Source organism: Nocardioides pinisoli (assembly GCF_024199985.1).
Taxonomy (GTDB): Bacteria; Actinomycetota; Actinomycetes; order Propionibacteriales; family Nocardioidaceae; genus Nocardioides; species Nocardioides pinisoli.
Genome location: NZ_JANARS010000004.1, coordinates 265,487 through 283,027, shown reverse-complemented (window position 1 = coordinate 283,027; position 17,541 = coordinate 265,487). Strand labels below are relative to the sequence as shown.

The 17,541-nt window shown below is 72.6% G+C and carries 13 protein-coding genes; 10 read left to right on the top strand and 3 right to left on the bottom strand.

Annotation, left to right across the window (positions count from 1 at the left end):
• Positions 1 to 13: 13 nt before the first annotated feature.
• The gene (locus NCI01_RS10820) at positions 14 to 1,252 is read left to right on the top strand and encodes a PucR family transcriptional regulator (RefSeq protein WP_254181487.1); all 1,239 of its coding nucleotides are present in this window, start codon (positions 14 to 16) and stop codon (positions 1,250 to 1,252) included.
• 33 nt (positions 1,253 to 1,285) lie between these two features.
• Here NCI01_RS10820 and NCI01_RS10815 read toward each other — a convergent pair whose 3' ends face one another.
• Positions 1,286 to 1,738: a GNAT family N-acetyltransferase gene (locus NCI01_RS10815; RefSeq protein ID WP_254181486.1), complete on the bottom strand. Its 453-nt coding sequence runs from the start codon at positions 1,736 to 1,738 to the stop codon at positions 1,286 to 1,288.
• An 18-nt stretch (positions 1,739 to 1,756) separates the two neighbouring features.
• On the bottom strand, positions 1,757 to 2,053 hold the full coding sequence (locus tag NCI01_RS10810; protein WP_254181485.1) for a hypothetical protein: 297 nt from the start codon (positions 2,051 to 2,053) through the stop codon (positions 1,757 to 1,759).
• A 258-nt stretch (positions 2,054 to 2,311) separates the two neighbouring features.
• On the opposite strand from NCI01_RS10810, the gene NCI01_RS10805 reads away from it, so the two are divergent.
• Genes NCI01_RS10805 through NCI01_RS10780 form a run of 6 tightly spaced genes read left to right on the top strand, consistent with a single transcriptional unit; the run spans position 2,312 to position 9,588 of the window.
• Positions 2,312 to 3,736 (top strand): uracil-xanthine permease family protein, encoded by a 1,425-nt coding sequence (locus NCI01_RS10805; RefSeq protein WP_254181484.1) that lies wholly within the window; start codon positions 2,312 to 2,314, stop codon positions 3,734 to 3,736.
• Positions 3,733 to 4,587, top strand: coding sequence for an FAD binding domain-containing protein (locus tag NCI01_RS10800; RefSeq protein ID WP_254181483.1), 855 nt, complete (start codon positions 3,733 to 3,735; stop codon positions 4,585 to 4,587). The genes NCI01_RS10805 and NCI01_RS10800 overlap by 4 nt, the downstream gene beginning before the upstream one ends.
• Positions 4,584 to 5,081, top strand: a complete 498-nt coding sequence (locus NCI01_RS10795) for a (2Fe-2S)-binding protein (protein ID WP_254181482.1) — start codon at positions 4,584 to 4,586, stop codon at positions 5,079 to 5,081. The genes NCI01_RS10800 and NCI01_RS10795 overlap by 4 nt, the downstream gene beginning before the upstream one ends.
• The gene (gene cutA, locus NCI01_RS10790) at positions 5,078 to 7,495 is read left to right on the top strand and encodes an aerobic carbon-monoxide dehydrogenase large subunit (RefSeq protein ID WP_254181481.1); all 2,418 of its coding nucleotides are present in this window, start codon (positions 5,078 to 5,080) and stop codon (positions 7,493 to 7,495) included. The genes NCI01_RS10795 and cutA overlap by 4 nt, the downstream gene beginning before the upstream one ends.
• Before the next feature lie 48 nt (positions 7,496 to 7,543).
• Positions 7,544 to 8,188, top strand: coding sequence for an SRPBCC family protein (locus NCI01_RS10785; protein ID WP_254181480.1), 645 nt, complete (start codon positions 7,544 to 7,546; stop codon positions 8,186 to 8,188).
• Positions 8,185 to 9,588, top strand: coding sequence for an amidase (locus NCI01_RS10780; protein WP_254181479.1), 1,404 nt, complete (start codon positions 8,185 to 8,187; stop codon positions 9,586 to 9,588). The genes NCI01_RS10785 and NCI01_RS10780 overlap by 4 nt, the downstream gene beginning before the upstream one ends.
• Here NCI01_RS10780 and NCI01_RS10775 read toward each other — a convergent pair.
• A complete protein-coding gene (locus NCI01_RS10775; RefSeq protein WP_254181478.1) occupies positions 9,531 to 10,115 on the bottom strand; it encodes a GNAT family N-acetyltransferase in 585 nt (194 codons plus the stop codon). The two genes, NCI01_RS10780 and NCI01_RS10775, sit on opposite strands and share 58 nt — an antisense overlap.
• A 220-nt stretch (positions 10,116 to 10,335) precedes the next feature.
• Between NCI01_RS10775 and NCI01_RS10770 the strand changes: the two genes are divergently transcribed.
• From NCI01_RS10770 to NCI01_RS10760, 3 genes are all read left to right on the top strand, one after another.
• Positions 10,336 to 13,119, top strand: coding sequence for an ATP-binding protein (locus NCI01_RS10770; RefSeq protein ID WP_254181477.1), 2,784 nt, complete (start codon positions 10,336 to 10,338; stop codon positions 13,117 to 13,119).
• Between the two features lie 337 nt (positions 13,120 to 13,456).
• Complete coding sequence (locus NCI01_RS10765; RefSeq protein WP_254181476.1) at positions 13,457 to 15,544, top strand: hydantoinase/oxoprolinase family protein; 2,088 nt, start codon at positions 13,457 to 13,459, stop codon at positions 15,542 to 15,544.
• Complete coding sequence (locus tag NCI01_RS10760; protein WP_254181475.1) at positions 15,541 to 17,541, top strand: hydantoinase B/oxoprolinase family protein; 2,001 nt, start codon at positions 15,541 to 15,543, stop codon at positions 17,539 to 17,541. The genes NCI01_RS10765 and NCI01_RS10760 overlap by 4 nt, the downstream gene beginning before the upstream one ends.

Sequence of the window (17,541 nt, the reverse complement as noted above, 5' to 3'; positions counted from 1 at the left end):
CGACCCGGAGGCCGTGGCTGCGCTCGAGCGTGCCGACGCGCTGCACACCGCGCTGACCCACATCGTGCTCGAGGGTGGTGACCTCGCCGCGATCGCGGAGGCCGTCGGCCATGCCCTCGGCTGCGGGGTCATCTTCACCTCCACCGACGGCCGCGAGCGCGCGGCCCACCTCGACGCGGCCCAGCGCGAGGCGCTGGCCGGCGCCGACCTGCTCGACCCGACCGGGCGCGTGCGCGTCGAGCGGATCGACCCCGAGGGCACGCCGGTGGGTGCGGGGGAGGCGCTCGTACGCCGGGTGGTGGCCGCGGGCGTCGACCTCGCGCGGCTGGTGGCCCTGCGTCCCGACGGGACGATCCACTCCTCCGACGCGCACGCGCTGGAGCGCGCCGCGATCGTCGCGGCGCTGCTGGTGACGCGCGTCGAGGCCATCACCGCGGTCGAGAACAAGTACCGCGGCGACTTCCTGCGCGACGTCTTCCTGGGCCGGGCCGGCGAGGAGGACTACGTCGCCGAGCACGCGCAGGCGTTCGGCTGGCACCTCGACCGCCCGGTGATGGTCGTCGTCGCGGTGCTCGACCCCGACGCGATCGCCGCCCTGGCGCCGGACCCGGAGGACCGGCGGGCCTGGCAGGACAGGTTCGCCCACGCGTGGCGGCAGGTCTCGGCCACGGTCGACCACACGATCGCGTCGGTCGCCTTCAGCCGCGAGGTGGTGACCCTGGTGCCGGTCGACCCGTCCGGCGACCCGGCAGACGCCCACGTCGCCGTCGACCGGATCATCGCCGCGGTGCGCGGCGACCGCGGCGGCGGCCGGATCGCCTTCTCCGCCGGCGTCAGCCGCGTCTCCCACGGTCTCGGTGACCTGCCGGAGGCGTTCCGCCAGGCGCAGCGCGCCGTCGAGATCGGCCGGCGGGTTCACGGCGGCGGGTCGGTGACCCGCTTCGACCAGCTCGGACTGCACCGGCTGCTCGCGCTCGTGCCCGACAGCGCCGAGCTGACGGCGTTCGCGTCCGACGTGCTCGGACCGCTCGCCGAGCGCACCCCCGAGGCCGCCGACCTCCGCGAGACGCTGCAGGTGCTGCTCGACACCAACTTCAACGTCGCCGAGGCCGCACGCGCCCAGTTCTTCCACTACAACACGATGCGCTACCGGGTCGGCAAGCTGCAGCGGATCCTCGGCCCCGTCGCCTCCGACCCGCACCTGCGCCTCGACGTCGCCGTCGCGCTCCGGGCGCTCGAGATCGTGGGGTGAGGCCGCGCAGGCGCCCGGCGCCCGCGCGGGGCGTCAGAGCACCTTCTCGTAGAACACCCGGGTGACCCCGCCCTCGGTCGCGCGGTGGGTCTCGACGTAGCCGATGCGCTCGTAGAGCGCCTGGTTCTCGACCATGGTGACGTGGGTGAAGAGCCGGATGCGCGTACGGCCCCGGGCGGCGGCGCGCTCCTCGGCGAGCGCGAGGAGGGCGCGGCCGACGCCGCGGCCGTGGTGGTCGGGGAGGACGGCGACGTTGTCGAGGACCAGCGAGTCCGGTGCGTCGTCGGTCAGCACGAGGTAGCCGACCGGGTCCCCGTCCACGCAGGCCACCCAGGTCTCGTCGTGCGCGACGGCCGCGGCGTAGTCGGCGTCCAGCGGGCCGGGGCGCTGTCCGCCCATCCGGGGCAGGTAGGGCGAGTACGCCGCCGACGCGATGCGCCGCAGCGCAGGCACGTCGGCGGCGTCAGCCCGACGGAGCTCGCTCATCCCGCGAGCTTGGCAGCCTCAGCCCTTGGTGCCGTTCCGGCTGCCGTTGCAGGCCGTGCCGGGGTGCTCACCGATGGTGGCCAGGAAGTCGCGGATCTCCTTGGGGATGCTGCCCCAGTTCTGCACGACACCCGGCTGCACCGGTGCCTCGAAGTCCATGTCGTCCAGGCCCGAGAACGCGCAGATCGAGTTCGCGTTGTAGCCGTTGATCGGGGTCGGGTTGCCGTTGCCGGTGATCTCGCCGGCGGACGCGGCCGTGCCGGTCGCTCCCACGGTCGCGAGAGCCACGACGGTCGTTGCCAGGATCCTCTTCATCGCTCATCTCCGCTGGGGGGTTCCTGCGTCGGGTGTCCGAGAGACGCGGCGGTGACGCTAGGACGCGCAGCGGCAGGACAGCGGCGCCCGGCGGCAGGATGACCGATAGTGATGAGGGCGTCGAGCCGTCGACCCGCCCGAGAACTTGTCAGTGCCTGCGGCGTTCCTTCGGCAGATGTCGCCAGTGAGGGTGTGAGATGGACCGCACTAGTTTGTGGCTTCTCGGGTAACCACCCCGTCGAATCTGGAGGCCTGCACATGTCGATGTTCAAGTGGGAAGTGGTCGATCCCGCACCGGGGCAGGCGGTGCTGCCGATGCAGCGCCTGCCGTGGGGCAAGACGATCGGGCTCGGTGCCCAGCACGTGGTCGCCATGTTCGGCGCCACCTTCGTGTTCCCCCTGGTGATGGGGCTCGACCCCAACCTCGCCATCATGTTCTCGGGCTTCTGCACCATCCTGTTCCTGCTGATCGTGCAGAACCGCGTGCCCAGCTACCTCGGGACGAGCGCGTCGTTCGTCGCCTCGGTCGCGGCGATCCGCGCCCTCGACGAGGGCAACGACTCGTCCTACGTCACCGGCGCGATCCTCGTCGGCGGCCTCGTGCTCGCCGCGATCGGCGTGCTGGTGCACTTCGCCGGCGCCGGCCTCATCCACCGGATCCTGCCGCCCGCCGTGACCGGCGCGGTGGTCATGCTGATCGGCTTCAACCTCGCACCCGTGGTCGCCGGCATCTACTGGCCCCAGGACCAGTGGGTCGCGCTCGCCACGGCGACGTTCATGGTCGCCGCGGCGGTGCTGCTCCCGGGCTTCTGGTCGCGCATCGCGGTCTTCCTCGCCCTGATCTTCGGCTACCTGCTGTCCTGGGTCGCCGACCTCGTCTTCGGCCCGATCACGTCCGTGCTGGGCGGTGCCACCGAGGCGACCGAGCACGACCGCGTCTCGTGGGCCGGCGTCAAGGCGGCCGACTGGATCGGCCTGCCGAGCGGCGACCTCGCCGACGGCGTCTCGGTCGTCCACGGGCCGTCCTTCTCGCTCACCGCGATCCTGCTCGTCCTGCCCGGCGTCATCGCGCTCGTCGCGGAGAACACCGGCCACGTCAAGGCCGTCGCCGAGATGACCGGCGAGGACCTCGACCCCTACATGGGCCGCGCGATCGGCGCCGACGGCCTCGCGACCGCCTTCGCCAGCGCGTTCGGCGGCTCGCCGACCACGACGTACGCCGAGAACATCGGCGTCATGGGCGCGACACGGGTCTACTCCTCCGCGGCCTACTACGTCGCCGCGGCCGTGGCCATCCTGCTCGGCCTGTGCCCCAAGTTCGGCGCGGTCGTCAACGCGACGCCCGGCGGCGTCCTGGGCGGCATCACGGTCGTCCTCTACGGAATGATCGGACTGGTGGGAGCCAAGATCTGGGTCGAGAACAACATCGACTTCGGCAACCCCGTCAACATGGTCGGCCTGGCCGCCGGCATCATCGCCGGCATCGGCGGCGTGACCCTCACCTTCGGCGACGACTTCGAGCTCGGCGGCATCGCCCTCGGCACGATCCTGGTCATCGTCTTCTTCCACATGGTCAAGGGCCGCACCGGCGCCGGAACGGGCACGGTGACCCGCAACATGAGCCACCCCGACTACGACGAGGGCGTCGACGACGCAGCCTCCGGAGGCACGCACAAGCGATGAAGCCCGCACCCTTCGCCTACCTGCGACCGTCCTCCCTCGAGGAAGCCCTCGCGGCGCTCGCGGGGGAGCAGGGGGCGAAGGTGCTGGCCGGTGGCCAGTCGCTCGTCCCGCTCCTCAACATGCGGCTGGCCGCACCGTCGATGCTCATCGACATCAACGCCCTGCCCGACCTCGGCCACGTCCGCGTGGCCGAGGACGGGGTCAGGGTGGGCGCCCTCGCCCGGCACGCCGAGGTGCTCGCCTCGTCCGAGGCCGAGCGGGCCCAGCCGCTCCTGGGCATGGCGCTGCGCCACGTCGCGCACCCGACGATCCGCAACCGGGGCACGACCGTCGGCTCGATCGTGCACGCCGACGCCGCTGCCGAGATGCCGATGGTGCTGCGGCTGCTGGACGGATCGGTCGACGTCGCGTCGGTGCGGGGTCGTCGTACGATCCCGGCGGCGGAGCTGTTCGCCGGCCCGCTCGAGTCGACCCTGGCCCACGACGAGGTCGCCGTCGAGGCGTTCTTCCCGGGGCTCGCACCCGATGCGGGCGTGGCGTTCCAGGAGATCGCGCGCCGCCACGGCGACTACGCCCTCGTGGGCGTGGCCGCGCACGTCGAGACCGACGGCGACGCCGTCACCCGCGCGTCGCTGGGCTTCGTGTCGGTCAGCGACGTCCCCGTCGTCGTCGACGTGACCCACGCGCTCGGCGACCCCGCCGCGAAGGCCCTGGCCGAGCTCGACCCGGCCGACGACATCCATGCCAGCGCCGCCTACCGCGCCCACCTCGTCAAGGTGCTGGCGCCCCGCGTCCTGGCGGCCGCGACCGACCACGCCCGCTCGCGGGCAGGAGAGGCGACCCAGCCGTGACCACCGAACAGCTCCACGACGTACGCCTGCACGTCAACGGGTCCGTCCACGAGGTGCAGGTGCCCGCCCGACGGCTCCTGTCCGACGCCCTTCGTCACGACTGCGGCCTGACCGGCACGCACGTCGGCTGCGAGCACGGCGTGTGCGGCGCCTGCACGGTGCTGGTCGACGGCGCGCCGATGCGCTCGTGCCTGATGCTGGCCGTCTCGGCGGTGGACGCCGAGATCACCACCGTCGAGGGGCTCACCGAGGACGACGGCTCGCTCTCGCCCGTCCAGCAGGCGTTCTCCGACTGCCACGGCCTGCAGTGCGGCTTCTGCACGCCGGGCTTCCTGACCACCATCACCGCCGGCCTCCGCGAGACGCCCGACCCGACCGAGGACGAGGCGCGCGAGATGATCGCCGGCAACCTCTGCCGCTGCACCGGCTACCAGAACATCGTGAAGTCCGTGCTCCGCGCTGCCGAGATCGAGCACGAGCGGAGCGACGCGTGACCACCAAGATGTTCGGCGCCAAGGTGCCCCGCGTGGAGGACCAGCGCTTCCTGCGCGGCCAGGGTCGCTACGTCGACGACCTGCTGACCGACGACCCGCGCCTGCTGCACTCCGCGGTGCTGCGCTCGCCCCACGCCCACGCCCGCATCGTCGACATCGACGTCTCCGACGTGCTCGACGTCGAGGGCGTGGTGGCCGTGTGGACCTACGACGACCTCGCCGGCGCGATGGCCGAGCCGCTGCCGCTGCTGATCCCGCACCCGGCCCTCACCCACGGCCGCACGCAGTACGCCCTGGCCAAGGACGAGGTCAACTACGTCGGCGAGGCCATCGCCTTCGTCGTCGCCGTCGACCGCTACGTCGCCGAGGACGCCGTCTCGCGGATCCGCGTCGCCTACGAGCAGCTCACGCCGGTCGTCGGGATCGCCGCCGCGCGAGCCGCGACCTCCGCCGTGCACGACGACGTCCCGGACAACGTCGGCGCGCGGATGGAGCAGGAGAACGGCGACGCGCGGGCCGCGATCGCCCGCGCGCCCCACACGCTGACGCTCGAGCTCGACGTCGAGCGCTCCGCCTGTACGCCGATGGAGGGCCGCGGCACCGTGGCCCGGTGGGACCCCGACACGTCCCGCCTGACGGTGTGGTCCTCGACCCAGACGTCGACGGGTGTCCGGGGCTGCGTCGCCGCCAAGCTCGGCCTCGACCTCGCCAAGGTCGACGTCGTCACCCCCGACGTCGGTGGCGGCTTCGGCGTGAAGATCAACCACCCGTGGCCCGAGGAGCTGCTCGTCCCGCTGGCGGCGATGACGCTGGGGAAGCCGGTCAAGTTCACCGAGGACCGGCGCGAGCACTTCATCTCCTCGGCGCACGAGCGCGCCCAGCAGCACCACGTCGAGGTCGGCTTCGACGACGACGGCCGGGTGCTCGGGCTCAACGTCGAGTTCTGGCACGACCACGGCGCGTACACGCCCTACGGCCTCATCGTCCCGATCATCACCTCGACCCAGCTGCTCGGCCCCTACAAGCCGCAGAACTACCGCGTCGCCTTCGAGTCGCTCTACACCAACACCGTCATCGTCACGCCCTATCGCGGCGCGGGCCGGCCGCAGGGCTGCTTCGTCATGGAGCGCACGATGGACGCGATCGCGGCCTACCTCGGCAAGGACCGCACCGAGGTCCGCTCCACCAACTTCATCCAGCCCGACGAGTTCCCCTACGAGCACGGCCTGGTCTTCCAGGACGGGCGCGAGCTGACCTACGACTCCGGCGACTACCCGGCGTCGCTGGCCAAGCTCAAGGCGCTCGTCGGCTGGGACGAGTTCGAGGACTTCCGCGCGGAGATGGCGGCTCAGGGCCGCCGGGTCGGCATCGGCCTCGCCTGCTACGTCGAGGGCACCGGCGTCGGCCCCTACGAGGGGGCCCACGTGCACGTCGAGACCTCCGGCAAGGTCAAGGTCGCGACGGGCCTGACCACCCAGGGGCAGGGCCACCAGACCGCGTTCGCGCAGATCGTCGCCGACACCCTCGGGGTGCGGTTCGAGGACGTCGAGATCACCACGGGCGACACCCGCAAGATGCCCTACGCCGTCGGCACCTTCGCCTCGCGCGCGGCCGTGATGAGCGGGTCGGCGATCCACCTCGCCGCGCTGCGGGCGAAGGAGAAGGCGCTGCGGATTGCCGCCGAGGCGCTGGAGGCGTCCGAGGACGACCTCGAGATCGCGGACGGCGTCGTGTCGGTCCGCGGCACGGACGCGTCGATCGACCTCGGCACGATCGCCGTCCTCTCCAACCCGCTGCGCTACGCCTTCGACGAGGCCTCCAAGGCCGCCACCCAGTTCTCGGTCGGCGACCCCGGCAAGCCGCCGGTCGCCGAGGACGACGAGCCGGGCCTGGAGGGCAAGGACTTCTACTCCCCGCCGCGCTCGACCTTCGCCAACGGCATGCACGCCGTGATCGTCGAGACCGACCCCGACACCGCGGAGATCAGGATCCTCAAGTACGCCGTCGTGCACGACTGCGGGCACCTGATCAACCCGATGATCGTCGAGGGGCAGATCCACGGCGGCGTCGCGCAGGGCGTGGGCGGCGCGCTCTACGAGCGGATGGCCTACGACGAGTCCGGCCAGCTGCTCAACGCGTCGTTCATGGACTTCCTGATGCCGTACGCCACCGAGGTCCCGACGTCGATCGACATCGACCACCTCGAGACGCCCTCACCGCTCAACCCGCTCGGCATCAAGGGCGCCGGCGAGGCGGGCGTGATCCCGTCCGCCGCCGTCTTCGCCGCGGCCATCGAGGACGCAGAGGGCTTCCCGATCACCTCGATGCCCATCTCGCCGTCGGAGCTGTTCGAGCTGCGCCTGGCGCACACCGACGAACCCCACCCCACGACCACCCCCACCACCGCTGGTTGAGGAGGGCGCGCAGCGCCCGTCACGCAACCGAGCCACTAGGAGCCATCTATGAAGTTCACCGGAGAGAATACGCTGGCGGCGCCCGTCGAGCAGGCGTGGGGAGCGCTGCTCGACCCGGCGGTGCTCGTGCGCACCATCCCGGGCTGCGAGCGGCTGGAGGCGACCGGTGACAACGCCTACGCGATGACCGTCACCGCGGGCGTCGCCTCGATCAAGGGCACCTACGCCGGGTCCTGCGAGCTGACCGACCTCGTCGAGCACGAGTCCCTGGTGATGAAGCTCGACGGTGCCGGAGCCCCCGGCACGATCGGCGCCACCGTCAACGTGCGGTTCATCCCCGAGGGCTCCACGACCCGGGTGTCCTACGACGCCGATGCGGTCGTCGGCGGGATGATCGGCGGCGTCGGCCAGCGGATGCTCACCTCCGTGTCGCGCCGGATGGCGGGGGAGTTCTTCGGCAACGTCGACGCGGCCATCGCGGGTGGAGGGGCGCCCGTCGAGGCCGCTCCTGCCGCCGCAGGTGCAGCGGTGCCGACGCCGACCGGCGCGGTCAGCACCGGGCAGGTCTTCACCGCACCCGCGCCCGCGCCCGCGGCCGCCTCGCGCCAGGGGTTCCTCACCGGCGTCGCCGTCGGTGCCGGGCTGGTCGTCCTCGGCGTCGTGGTCGGCGGGATCTTCGGACGCCGCCGGTGAGCGACCTGACGGTCGACTCGACCGCGCGGGCCCAGGCCGCCGCCCTCCGCTCGGGCGAGGTCTCGGCGACCGAGCTGCTCGAGCTGCACCTCGACCGGATCGAGGAGCGCAACCCCGAGCTCAACGCGATCGTCTCGCTCGACGCCGAGCGCGCCCGCGCCTGGGCCGCCGTCGCCGATCAGGCGCAGGCCTCGGGCGAGGTGATCGGCCCGCTCCACGGGCTGCCCTTCGCGGTGAAGGACACCCACGCGCTGAAGGGCTGGCGGACGACCTACGGCTCGCCGATCTTCGCCGACGCCGTCGCCGACCACGACGACCTGCTGGTCGAGCGCGTCCGCGCGGCCGGCGCGGTCTTCGTCGGCAAGACCAACGTCCCGGAGTTCGCGGCCGGGTCGCACACGTTCAACACCGTCTTCGGCGTCACCCGCAACCCGGTCGACCCTTCGCGCTCGGCGGGCGGGTCGAGCGGGGGAGCGGCGTGCGCCCTGGCGTCGGGCATGGTGCCGCTCGCCGACGGCTCCGACATGGGCGGCTCGCTGCGCAACCCGGCGTCGTTCTGCGGCGTCGTCGGCATGCGGCCCTCGCTGGGCCGGGTGCCGGAGTGGCCGCACTACAACCAGTGGGAGAGCACGTCGGTCGGCGGTCCGATGGCCCGCAACGTCGGCGACCTCGCGCTGCTGCTGTCGGTGCTCGCCGGACCCGACCCGCGTGCCCCCCTCGCGCTGGGCGACCCCGGCACGTCGTTCGCACCACCGCTGACGCCCGCCCCGCTCGCCGGGCTGAGGGTCGCGACGTCGGTCGACCTCGGTGGCTCGCTGGTGGTCGACCACGAGGTCGCGGACGTCGTACGCGCGACCGCGGCGCGGCTCTCGGACGCGGGTGCGGCGGTGGCCGAGGCCCACCCCGACCTCGCCCTGGCCGACGACACGTTCCGCACGCTGCGTGCCTGGCACTTCCAGGCCAAGCTCGGGCCGCTGCTGGCCGAGCACCCGACGTCTTTCAAGGCCTCCCTCGAGGCCAACATCCGCGCGGGCGAGCCGCTGACCGGTGCCGACGTGGCCCGCGCCTACACCCAGCGCACCTCGCTCTCGGAGACGATGCGGCTCTTCTTCGGCGAGCACGACGTGCTGCTGCTGCCGACCTCGCAGGTGCCGCCCTTCCCGGTGGAGCAGGAGTTCCCCGAGACGATCAACGGCCAGGAGATGCCCGACTACCTCGCCTGGATGCGCTCGGCCTACTTCATCACCGTCACCGGGTGCCCCGCGATCTCCCTCCCCGCCGGACGCACCGCCGACGGCCTGCCCGTCGGCGTCCAGCTGGTCGCCCGCCACGGCGCCGACCGTCAGCTGCTCGAGGTCGCGGCCGCCGTCGAGCGACTGGTCGGTCCCGCCACGAGCTGACCGGCCAGCTCCAGCACGGCGACCCGGTCCACCCGGGGAACGGCGGGCAGGCGCAACAGGCCTGTGCCCACGAGCAGGCCGTCGTCGGGTCGCAGCTCGAGGCCGAGCCCGGCCAGGACGGCCACGGAGGCGTGGTTGCCGTGGGCGACGCTCGCCTCCAGCCAGCGGACGCCGACCGCGTCCGCGACGGCGGCGACGGCGTCGACAAGCGTCGACGCGATCCCGCGGCCCTGCTGGGCGTCGACGACCTCGAAGGCCACCTCGGCCCGGTCGTGGGCCGTGCGCACGAAACGGCACAGCCCGACCGGTCGCCCGTCGAGCAGGGCGACCCACGCGACGTGCCGGTCGCTGTCGGTGGCGGCGAGGCTCCGGCGGGCGCCGCCCGGCAGGCGCGGCATCGGCACGAGGTAGCGCTGCTGGCGCGAGCGCGCCGACATCCCCGTGAAGACCTGCTCGACGACGTCGACCTCGCCAGGTGCCAGCGGCCGCAGGTGCACGGTCGCACCGTCACGGAGGCGGGCAGGCACCGTCGCAGCCACGGGCTGTGCGCGGTGCTGGTCGTGCGGGTGGTGCGGGTGGCGGACGGGCTCGGCAGGGGTGCGGCAGTACATCGTCTCTCCAGTCGGTCCGGTGGTGGACCTCTCGACCGTCCGCAGCTCGCCTGCCCGCGACCTTCCCGCGGCCTTCCCGCGTCCTTCCCCGGCGAAATGTCGTCGAGTCGCCCGCGCGCGCAGGCGTACAGTCGCCGTGCACTGGCTGGGAGGACCGATGCACGTCGACATCACCCTGCTCGGTGGGTTCTCGGTCGTCGTGGACGGGCGACCCATCGACGCAGCCGCGTGGACGCGCCGCGACGCCACCGCGCTCGTGAAGGTCCTCGCCCTCCGTCCCGGCCGCCGGCTCCCGCGGGAACGGCTCGTCGACCTGCTGTGGCCCGACCTGCTCCTCGACCGCGCGGCACCGCGCCTGCACAAGGCGGCCCACCGCGCGCGTACGTCGCTGGGCACCGGCCGCGGCGTCGTGCTGGTCGACGGCGTCGTCTCGCTCCTGCCCGACGCCGAGGTGACCGTCGACGTCGAGCGCTTCGAACGGGTGGTGGCGGCGGGCTCGGCCGAAGACGCGATCGCCCTCTACGCCGGGGACCTGCTTCCCGACGACCTCTACGAGACGTGGAGCCACGCGGACCGCGAGCGGCTGCGTGCGGTGCACCTCGACCTGCTGCGCGGCGCCGGCCGGTGGGAGGACGTCCTGGCCAGCGAGCCGCTCGACGAGGAGGCCCACATCGGGGTGCTGCGCTCGCACGTCGAGGCCGGACGCCGCGGGCACGCGCTCCGCCACCTCGATCAGGTCGAGCAGCTGTGGCGCGAGGTGGGTGCCGTGCCCGACGAGGCGCTCGGCGCCGTCCGCGCCGAGATCGAGGCCATGCCCGCGGCCGAGGGGAGCCGGCAGGCGTTGCCCCGCGGCGCGGCGCGGCTGCCCCGACCGTCCACCCGCACGGTCGGGCGCGACGCCGACGTGGCCGCCGTGCTCGACCTGCTCGCCCGCGGACGGCTCGTCACCCTGCTCGGGGTCGGTGGGGTCGGCAAGACCCGGCTCGCTGCCGAGGTCGCCCACCGGGTCGTGCAGGAGACCGCGCAACGCAGCTGCTACGTCGACCTGACGAAGGTCTCGGAGCCCGGGCAGGTCGCCGGACTCGTCGTGCGCGAGCTCGGGATACGTGCGGGCGACGACCAGGACGCGGTCCAGGTGCTGGCGGAGGCCCTGCACCGGCAGTCGCTGCTGCTGGTGCTCGACAACTTCGAGCACGTCGTGGCGGCCGCCGACGTGGTGGCGGGCGTCCTGGAGCGGTCCGCCGGTGTCCGTGTGCTCGTGACCAGCCGGGCGCGCCTGCGCCTCGGCGGCGAGCAGGTCCACGAGGTGCGTCCGCTGGCCGTCACGGCTGCGGCCGGTGCCGATCACGCCGACGCCGTCGCGCTGTTCGACCAGGTGGCCCGCGCGGTCGACCCTGACTTCGACCTCGCCCAGCACCTCGAGGCCGTCGGTGCCATCTGCGCCTCCGTCGACGGCCTGCCGTTGGCCATCGAGATCGCGGGCGGGCACCTGCGCACCCTTTCGGCGCCGCTGCTGCGCGAGCGGCTCGCCGACCGCCTGGCCTCCGGCGTCGTCGCGGCCCGCGACCTGCCGGACCGCCACCAGACCATCCCGTCGACCATCGACTGGAGCCTCCAGCTGCTCGGCGATCGCGAGCGGCGCCTCTTCGCGAGGCTCTCGGTCTTCCGCGGTCCCGTCCCCCTCGACGCCGTCGAGGCGGTCTGGCCGGAGAGCGACGCGGTCGACCCGCTGAGCGTCCTGGTCGACCACAGCCTCGTCCGGCGGTCGGCCGGCGCCACCGGGGAGCCGGCGTTCGGGATGCTCTCGCTCGTCCGCGAGCACGCGGCGACCCTGCTCCCCGAGGAGCGGGCCGCCGCAGAGGCCGCACGTGCCACCTACGTCGCCGATCACCTCGACGACCTCTACGAGCGACGCTGGACCGACGCGGCCGACCGGTGGCTCGACGACATCACCGGGCTCCTCCAGGAGGTGCGGGCCGCCCATGCGTGGGCGGTCGGCCGGGGAGACGCGGCACTCGCTGCCCGGATCGCCGCGGCCCTCGGCGCGTACTGGTTCCTGGAGGGACACCAGGTCGAGGGGCAGCGGTGGACGCAGGAGGCGCTGGCCGAGGCCGCGATCCTCGACCCTGCAGTGGTCGCACGGCTGCACCTGGCGTCGGGCTTCCTGGCCTTCCCGCACAGCCAGTGGCGGGCGCGGGAGCACTGGGAGCTCGCGGTCGCGATGTTCCGGGCGTTGGCGGAGCCGCGCCTGCTCGCGTACGCCCTCGCGGTGACGTCGGTGACCTACGTCGGCGCCGCCGACCGCTATGCGCACGCGATCCGGGTCAACGACGAGGCTCTGCGCCTGGCCCGCGAGGCGGCCAGCCCGTCGCTCGTCGCGCAGGTGCTCAACATCCGCGGCGAGATCACGCGCGTCGCCGGCCACGACGACCTGGCCCGGGCGGCGTACGAGGAGGGCCTGGCCATCTCGACCGACCTCGACGACGAGATGTACGTCAGCGTGTTCCTCGCCAACCTCAGCTACCTCGCCGACCACCGGGGCGACTACGCCGAAGCCCGCCGGCTCACCCACGCCGCGCTCCGGCTGTGCCGGACGCTGGGCCGGCGGCTGATGGCGGCATGGACGGTCTCGCAGCTCGCCGGCCCCGAGCACGGTCTGGGGCACTCGGAGCTGGGCGCGGTGCTGGTCGGCGCCGCGGACGAGGCGCTCCGCGTCCTGGGGGCACGGCGCCACCCGGGCGACGTGCCGGAGCACGAGCGGGTGGTCACCGGAATCCGGACCGCGCTGGGGGAGGACCGGTTCGACGAGCTGAGAGCCGACGGCGCGCGGATGTCCCTCGACGAGGTCCTCGACCTGGTCCTCGGCGGACCGGCGTCCGGGGCCGAAGGACCCTTGCGGACCGGGACCTCCCGGGCGTAGAACTGTTCCTACGCAGCCCCGCAAGGGGAGGCGGGATGGCTCCGACGACGAGTCCGTACGACGCGATCCGGTACGCCGGGGAACGTCGCAGACACCAGGTGATGGGTGGCTGGGACCCAGGAGGAGGAGCGATCGACCGGAAGCATCACAGGACCGGTCACCTCCGAGGACCTGGCCGCTCCGGCGACCTGATCCTCATCAGAAGGGCCCTTGACGCTCATACCGTCGAGGGCCCTTCGCCTGTCCCGACCCCGGGCAGGTGTTGCCGAGCAATCGGCGATCCGTCGGCAGACCTTGCCGTGGCCATCGCGGTGGCCGGATCGGTTGAATCGTCCCCATGAGCGCGCGGCGGATCAGGATCGGCATCGACACCGGGGGCACGTTCACCGACGTGGTCGCCCTCGACGAGGACTCGGGGGAGCTGGTCACCACCAAGACCCCCAGCACGCCGGGCAACCCGGCCGACGGCTTCATCGCCGGCATCGAGAAGATCCTCGGGATCGTCGGCGGCGACGGCGGCGACATCACCGCTGTCTCGCACGGCACGACCGTGGCGACCAACAAGCTGCTCGAGGGCAAGGTCGAGGCGCTCGGCTTCATCACCACCGAGGGCTACGAGTTCATGCTCGAGATCGCCCGCCAGTCCGTGCCCGACGGCTACGGCAACTCCTACTTCTGGGTCAAGCCCGACCGCATCGTCCCGGCCGACCGGGTCCGTACGGTCGGGGGCCGCCTCGACTTCACCGGCGCCGAGATCCGTCCCTTCGACGAGGAGCAGGCCGTCGCCACGGCCCGCTGGTTCAGGGACCAGGGCATCACCACGATCGGCGTGTGCCTGCTGCACGCCTACGCCAACGACGACCACGAGCTGCGGCTGCGCGAGATCCTTCGTCGCGAGCACCCCGAGGCCGTCGTCTCGATCTCGAGCGAGGTGCTGCGCGAGTACCGGGAGTACGAGCGCTCGATGACCACGCTGGTCGACGCGGCCGTCAAGCCCAACGTCAGCCGCTACGTCACCAACATCTCCGAGCGCCTGGTCAGCTTCACCGGCAACGCGATCCCGTTCTACGTGATGAAGTCCAACGGTGGCGTGCTCTCGGCCGACGAGGTCGTGCACCAGCCGATCACCACCGTTCTGTCCGGCCCGGCCGCCGGCGCGCTGGGCGCCGCCCTGATCGCGGAGGTCGCCGGCTTCCCCAAGATCCTCACCTGCGACGGCGGGGGCACGTCGACCGACGTGTCCGTCGTCCTCGACGGCGAGCCGACCCTCACCACCGAGGGCACGGTCGGCGCCTACCCGAGCAAGATCCCGATGATCGACGTCGTCACGGTCGGCGCGGGCGGCGGCTCGATTGCCTGGCTGTCGCCCGAGGGCACCCTCAAGGTCGGCCCGCACTCGGCGGGCGCCGACCCGGGCCCGCTCTGCTACGCCAAGGGCGGCACCCAGCCGACCATCACCGACGCCCACGTCACCCTCGGCCGGATCCCTCCCCACCTCCTCGGCGGCGAGATCCCGCTCGACGTGGAGGCCGCGCGGGCGGGCATCGCCGACCTCGCCGAACAGCTCGGCCTCGACTTCGAGCGCTGCGCCACCGGCATCCTGGAGATCTCGGCGTGGAACCAGGCCAACGCGCTGCGACAGGTCAGCGTGAAGCGTGGCCTCGACGTCCGTGACTTCATGCTGACGACCTTCGGCGGCTCCGGCTCGCTGCTGGCCTGCCGGCTCGTCGACATCCTCGACCTCGCGGGCGTCGTCGTACCCCCCAACCCGGGCAACGTGAGCGCCTTCGGGCTGCTGACCGTCGACGTCAAGAACGACTACGTGCAGACCCACGTGGCCAAGGAGTCGGCGCTCGACCACGCGGCCGTGCAGGCCGTCCTCGACGACCTCACCGACCGGGCCCGCGCGGCCCTGGCCAAGGAGGGCTTCGCGCCCGAGGACCACCAGTTCCAGCGCACGATCGACGTGCGCTACGTCGGCCAGGCCTACGAGGTCCGCGTGGCCGCTCCCGAGGGCGAGGTCGACGAGGCGTACGTCGCCCACGTCGCTGAGACGTTCCATGCCGAGCACCGCCAGCTCTACGGCTACGACTTCCGCGGTGACGCGACCCAGCAGGTCGAGTGGGTCAACCTCCGTGTGACCGGCATCGGCCCGATCACCCGACCGGAGATCCCGACGCTCGACAAGGCCGAGGGCGACGCCCGCGAGCGCGCCGTCCGCAGCCGCCGCGAGGTGTGCTTCGACGCCGAGCAGGGCTACGTCGACACCCCCGTGATCTGGCGCGGCGACCTCGGCGCCGGCGACACGTTCAGCGGCCCGGCCATCGTCGAGGAGTTCGGCTCGACCATCCCCGTCCACCCCGGCTTCGAGGTCGTGGTCGACGACTGGGCCAACCTCGTGATCCGGAAGGAGTCGGGCCGATGAGCACCGACGTCAGCACCCGCGCCGTGGACCCGGCGTACGTCACCGCGAAGCCGGTCAACCCGGCCGGCCTGCCGACGGCGTACGAGCACGGCGGCCGCCTCACGGCCGAGGGCACGACGGTCGACCCGATCCTGGTCGAGATCGTCCAGGGCACGCTGGCCAGCGTCGAGATGGAGGTCGAGACCGCCATCGGTCGCACCAGCCGTTCGCCGATGATCCGCGACGCGCACGACTTCCGCGCCGGCATCCACGACAGGCAGCTGCGCAAGCTGACCGGCCGTTCCTACAGCGCGCTGGTCCACCCCATCGTGCGTGACTACCCGATCGAGGAGATGCGCGAGGGCGACGTCTTCTTCCACAACGACGTCTACGAGTCGGAGGGCGGCATCGGCCACCTGCCCGACCTGTGCGTCACCGTGCCCGTCTTCCACGACGGTGAGGTCGTCGCCTTCGTCCAGGCCTTCGGCCACCACGACGACATCGGCGGCGCGGTCCCCGGCTCCATGCCGAGCAACGCGACCACCGTGTACGAGGAGGGGCTGGCGGTCCCGCCGATCAAGCTCTGGGACGCGGGCGTGCCGAACAGGTCGGCGCTGCGGATCATGACCCGCAACTCGCGGATGCCCGACAGCCTCGCCGCCGACCTCGATGCCGAGTGCTCGGCCTGCCTGATGGGCGCGCGGCGCCTGGGCGAGCTGTTCGAGCGCTACGGTCGCGACGCCATCGAGGCGTCGTTCGACGCGATCCTCGACGCGACCACCGAGACCTACCGGCGCGAGATCCTGTCCAAGATCCCCGACGGCACCTACGTCTGGGAGGACTACGCCGAGCACGACGGCGTCGACGAGCCGCAGCTGCACACGCAGCGGATCACGCTGACCAAGGTGAGCGACGCCCCGGCCGACCCCGAGAACGGTCGCCCGGCCGGACCGCGGCTGATCATCGACTTCACCGGCACCAGCGCCCAGGCCAAGGGGCCGATCAACCACTGCGGCGACTACGTCGGCGGCAACTTCCTCAAGAAGTGGCTCGCACCGATCCTGCGCAACCTCGCCGACACCCCTGAGCGGATGGCGGAGCTCGACGTCAACGAAGGCATCGTCCCCCTCATCGAGATGCGCTTCCCCGAGAAGGGCACGCTGCTCACGCCGATCCACCCGGGCCCGACCAACGCCCGCACCTTCGTCATCCTGCGGCTGCTCGGCGTGCTCGCCGGCGTCGTGGCCAAGGCCGTCGACGGCAAGATGCCGGCCGACCAGGAGACCATCCGCTACACCGGCGTCTACGGCAAGGACCTCGACGGCAACGACTACCTCATGCGCGAGGTGCTCGGTGGCGGCTCGGGCGGGCGCTACTACGCCGACGGCGAGGACACCATCCACGTCGTCCCCGACTCCCGCAACCTGCCGACCGAGTTCACCGAGTCGCGCTTCCCCTTCATCGTCGAGCGCCTCGGGCTGGCCCAGGACTCCGGCGGCGCAGGTGAGTACCGCGGCGGCCTCGGCTACGAGAAGCACATCCGGATGCTCAAGGACGCGCACTTCATGTCCATCGCCGACCGCTCGATCCTCGCCTGCTGGGGCGTGCGCGGTGGCAAGGCCGGCTCGCCGTTCCAGGTCGTCATCGACCCGGGCGGCCCCGACGAGCGCGAGGTCGACGCCCTTGCCGACGCCGAGGTCGTCAAGGCCGGCCAGGTCGTCCGGATTCGTACGACGGGCGGCGGCGGCTGGGGCGACCCGCTGGCCCGCGACCCCGAGCTCGTCGTGCGCGACGTCGTGTGGCGCAAGGTCTCGGCCGAGGCTGCGCTGCGTGACTACGGCGTCGTGCTGACCGGCTCGGCCGACTCGGGCGACCTGGGCTTCGACGCCACGGCGACCCAGGCCGAGCGTGCCGGGCGGGCGGCGTGGAGCCGGGACGACGACGCGTTCTTCGACCGCGGGCCGGGCTACGCCTCGCTCGCCGACGGAGCGACGTCCGCCGAGGTCGACCGGATCTGA

Bases quoted from the DNA above. Each gene is read 5' to 3' on its own strand.
- NCI01_RS10765 (WP_254181476.1), top strand. From the start codon at position 13,457: ATGAGCGCGCGGCGGATCAGGATCGGCATCGACACCGGGGGCACGTTC.
- NCI01_RS10760 (WP_254181475.1), top strand. From the start codon at position 15,541: ATGAGCACCGACGTCAGCACCCGCGCCGTGGACCCGGCGTACGTCACC.
- NCI01_RS10810 (WP_254181485.1), bottom strand. From the start codon at position 2,053: ATGAAGAGGATCCTGGCAACGACCGTCGTGGCTCTCGCGACCGTGGGA.
- NCI01_RS10800 (WP_254181483.1), top strand. From the start codon at position 3,733: ATGAAGCCCGCACCCTTCGCCTACCTGCGACCGTCCTCCCTCGAGGAA.
- NCI01_RS10785 (WP_254181480.1), top strand. From the start codon at position 7,544: ATGAAGTTCACCGGAGAGAATACGCTGGCGGCGCCCGTCGAGCAGGCG.
- NCI01_RS10805 (WP_254181484.1), top strand. From the start codon at position 2,312: ATGTCGATGTTCAAGTGGGAAGTGGTCGATCCCGCACCGGGGCAGGCG.
- NCI01_RS10815 (WP_254181486.1), bottom strand. From the start codon at position 1,738: ATGAGCGAGCTCCGTCGGGCTGACGCCGCCGACGTGCCTGCGCTGCGG.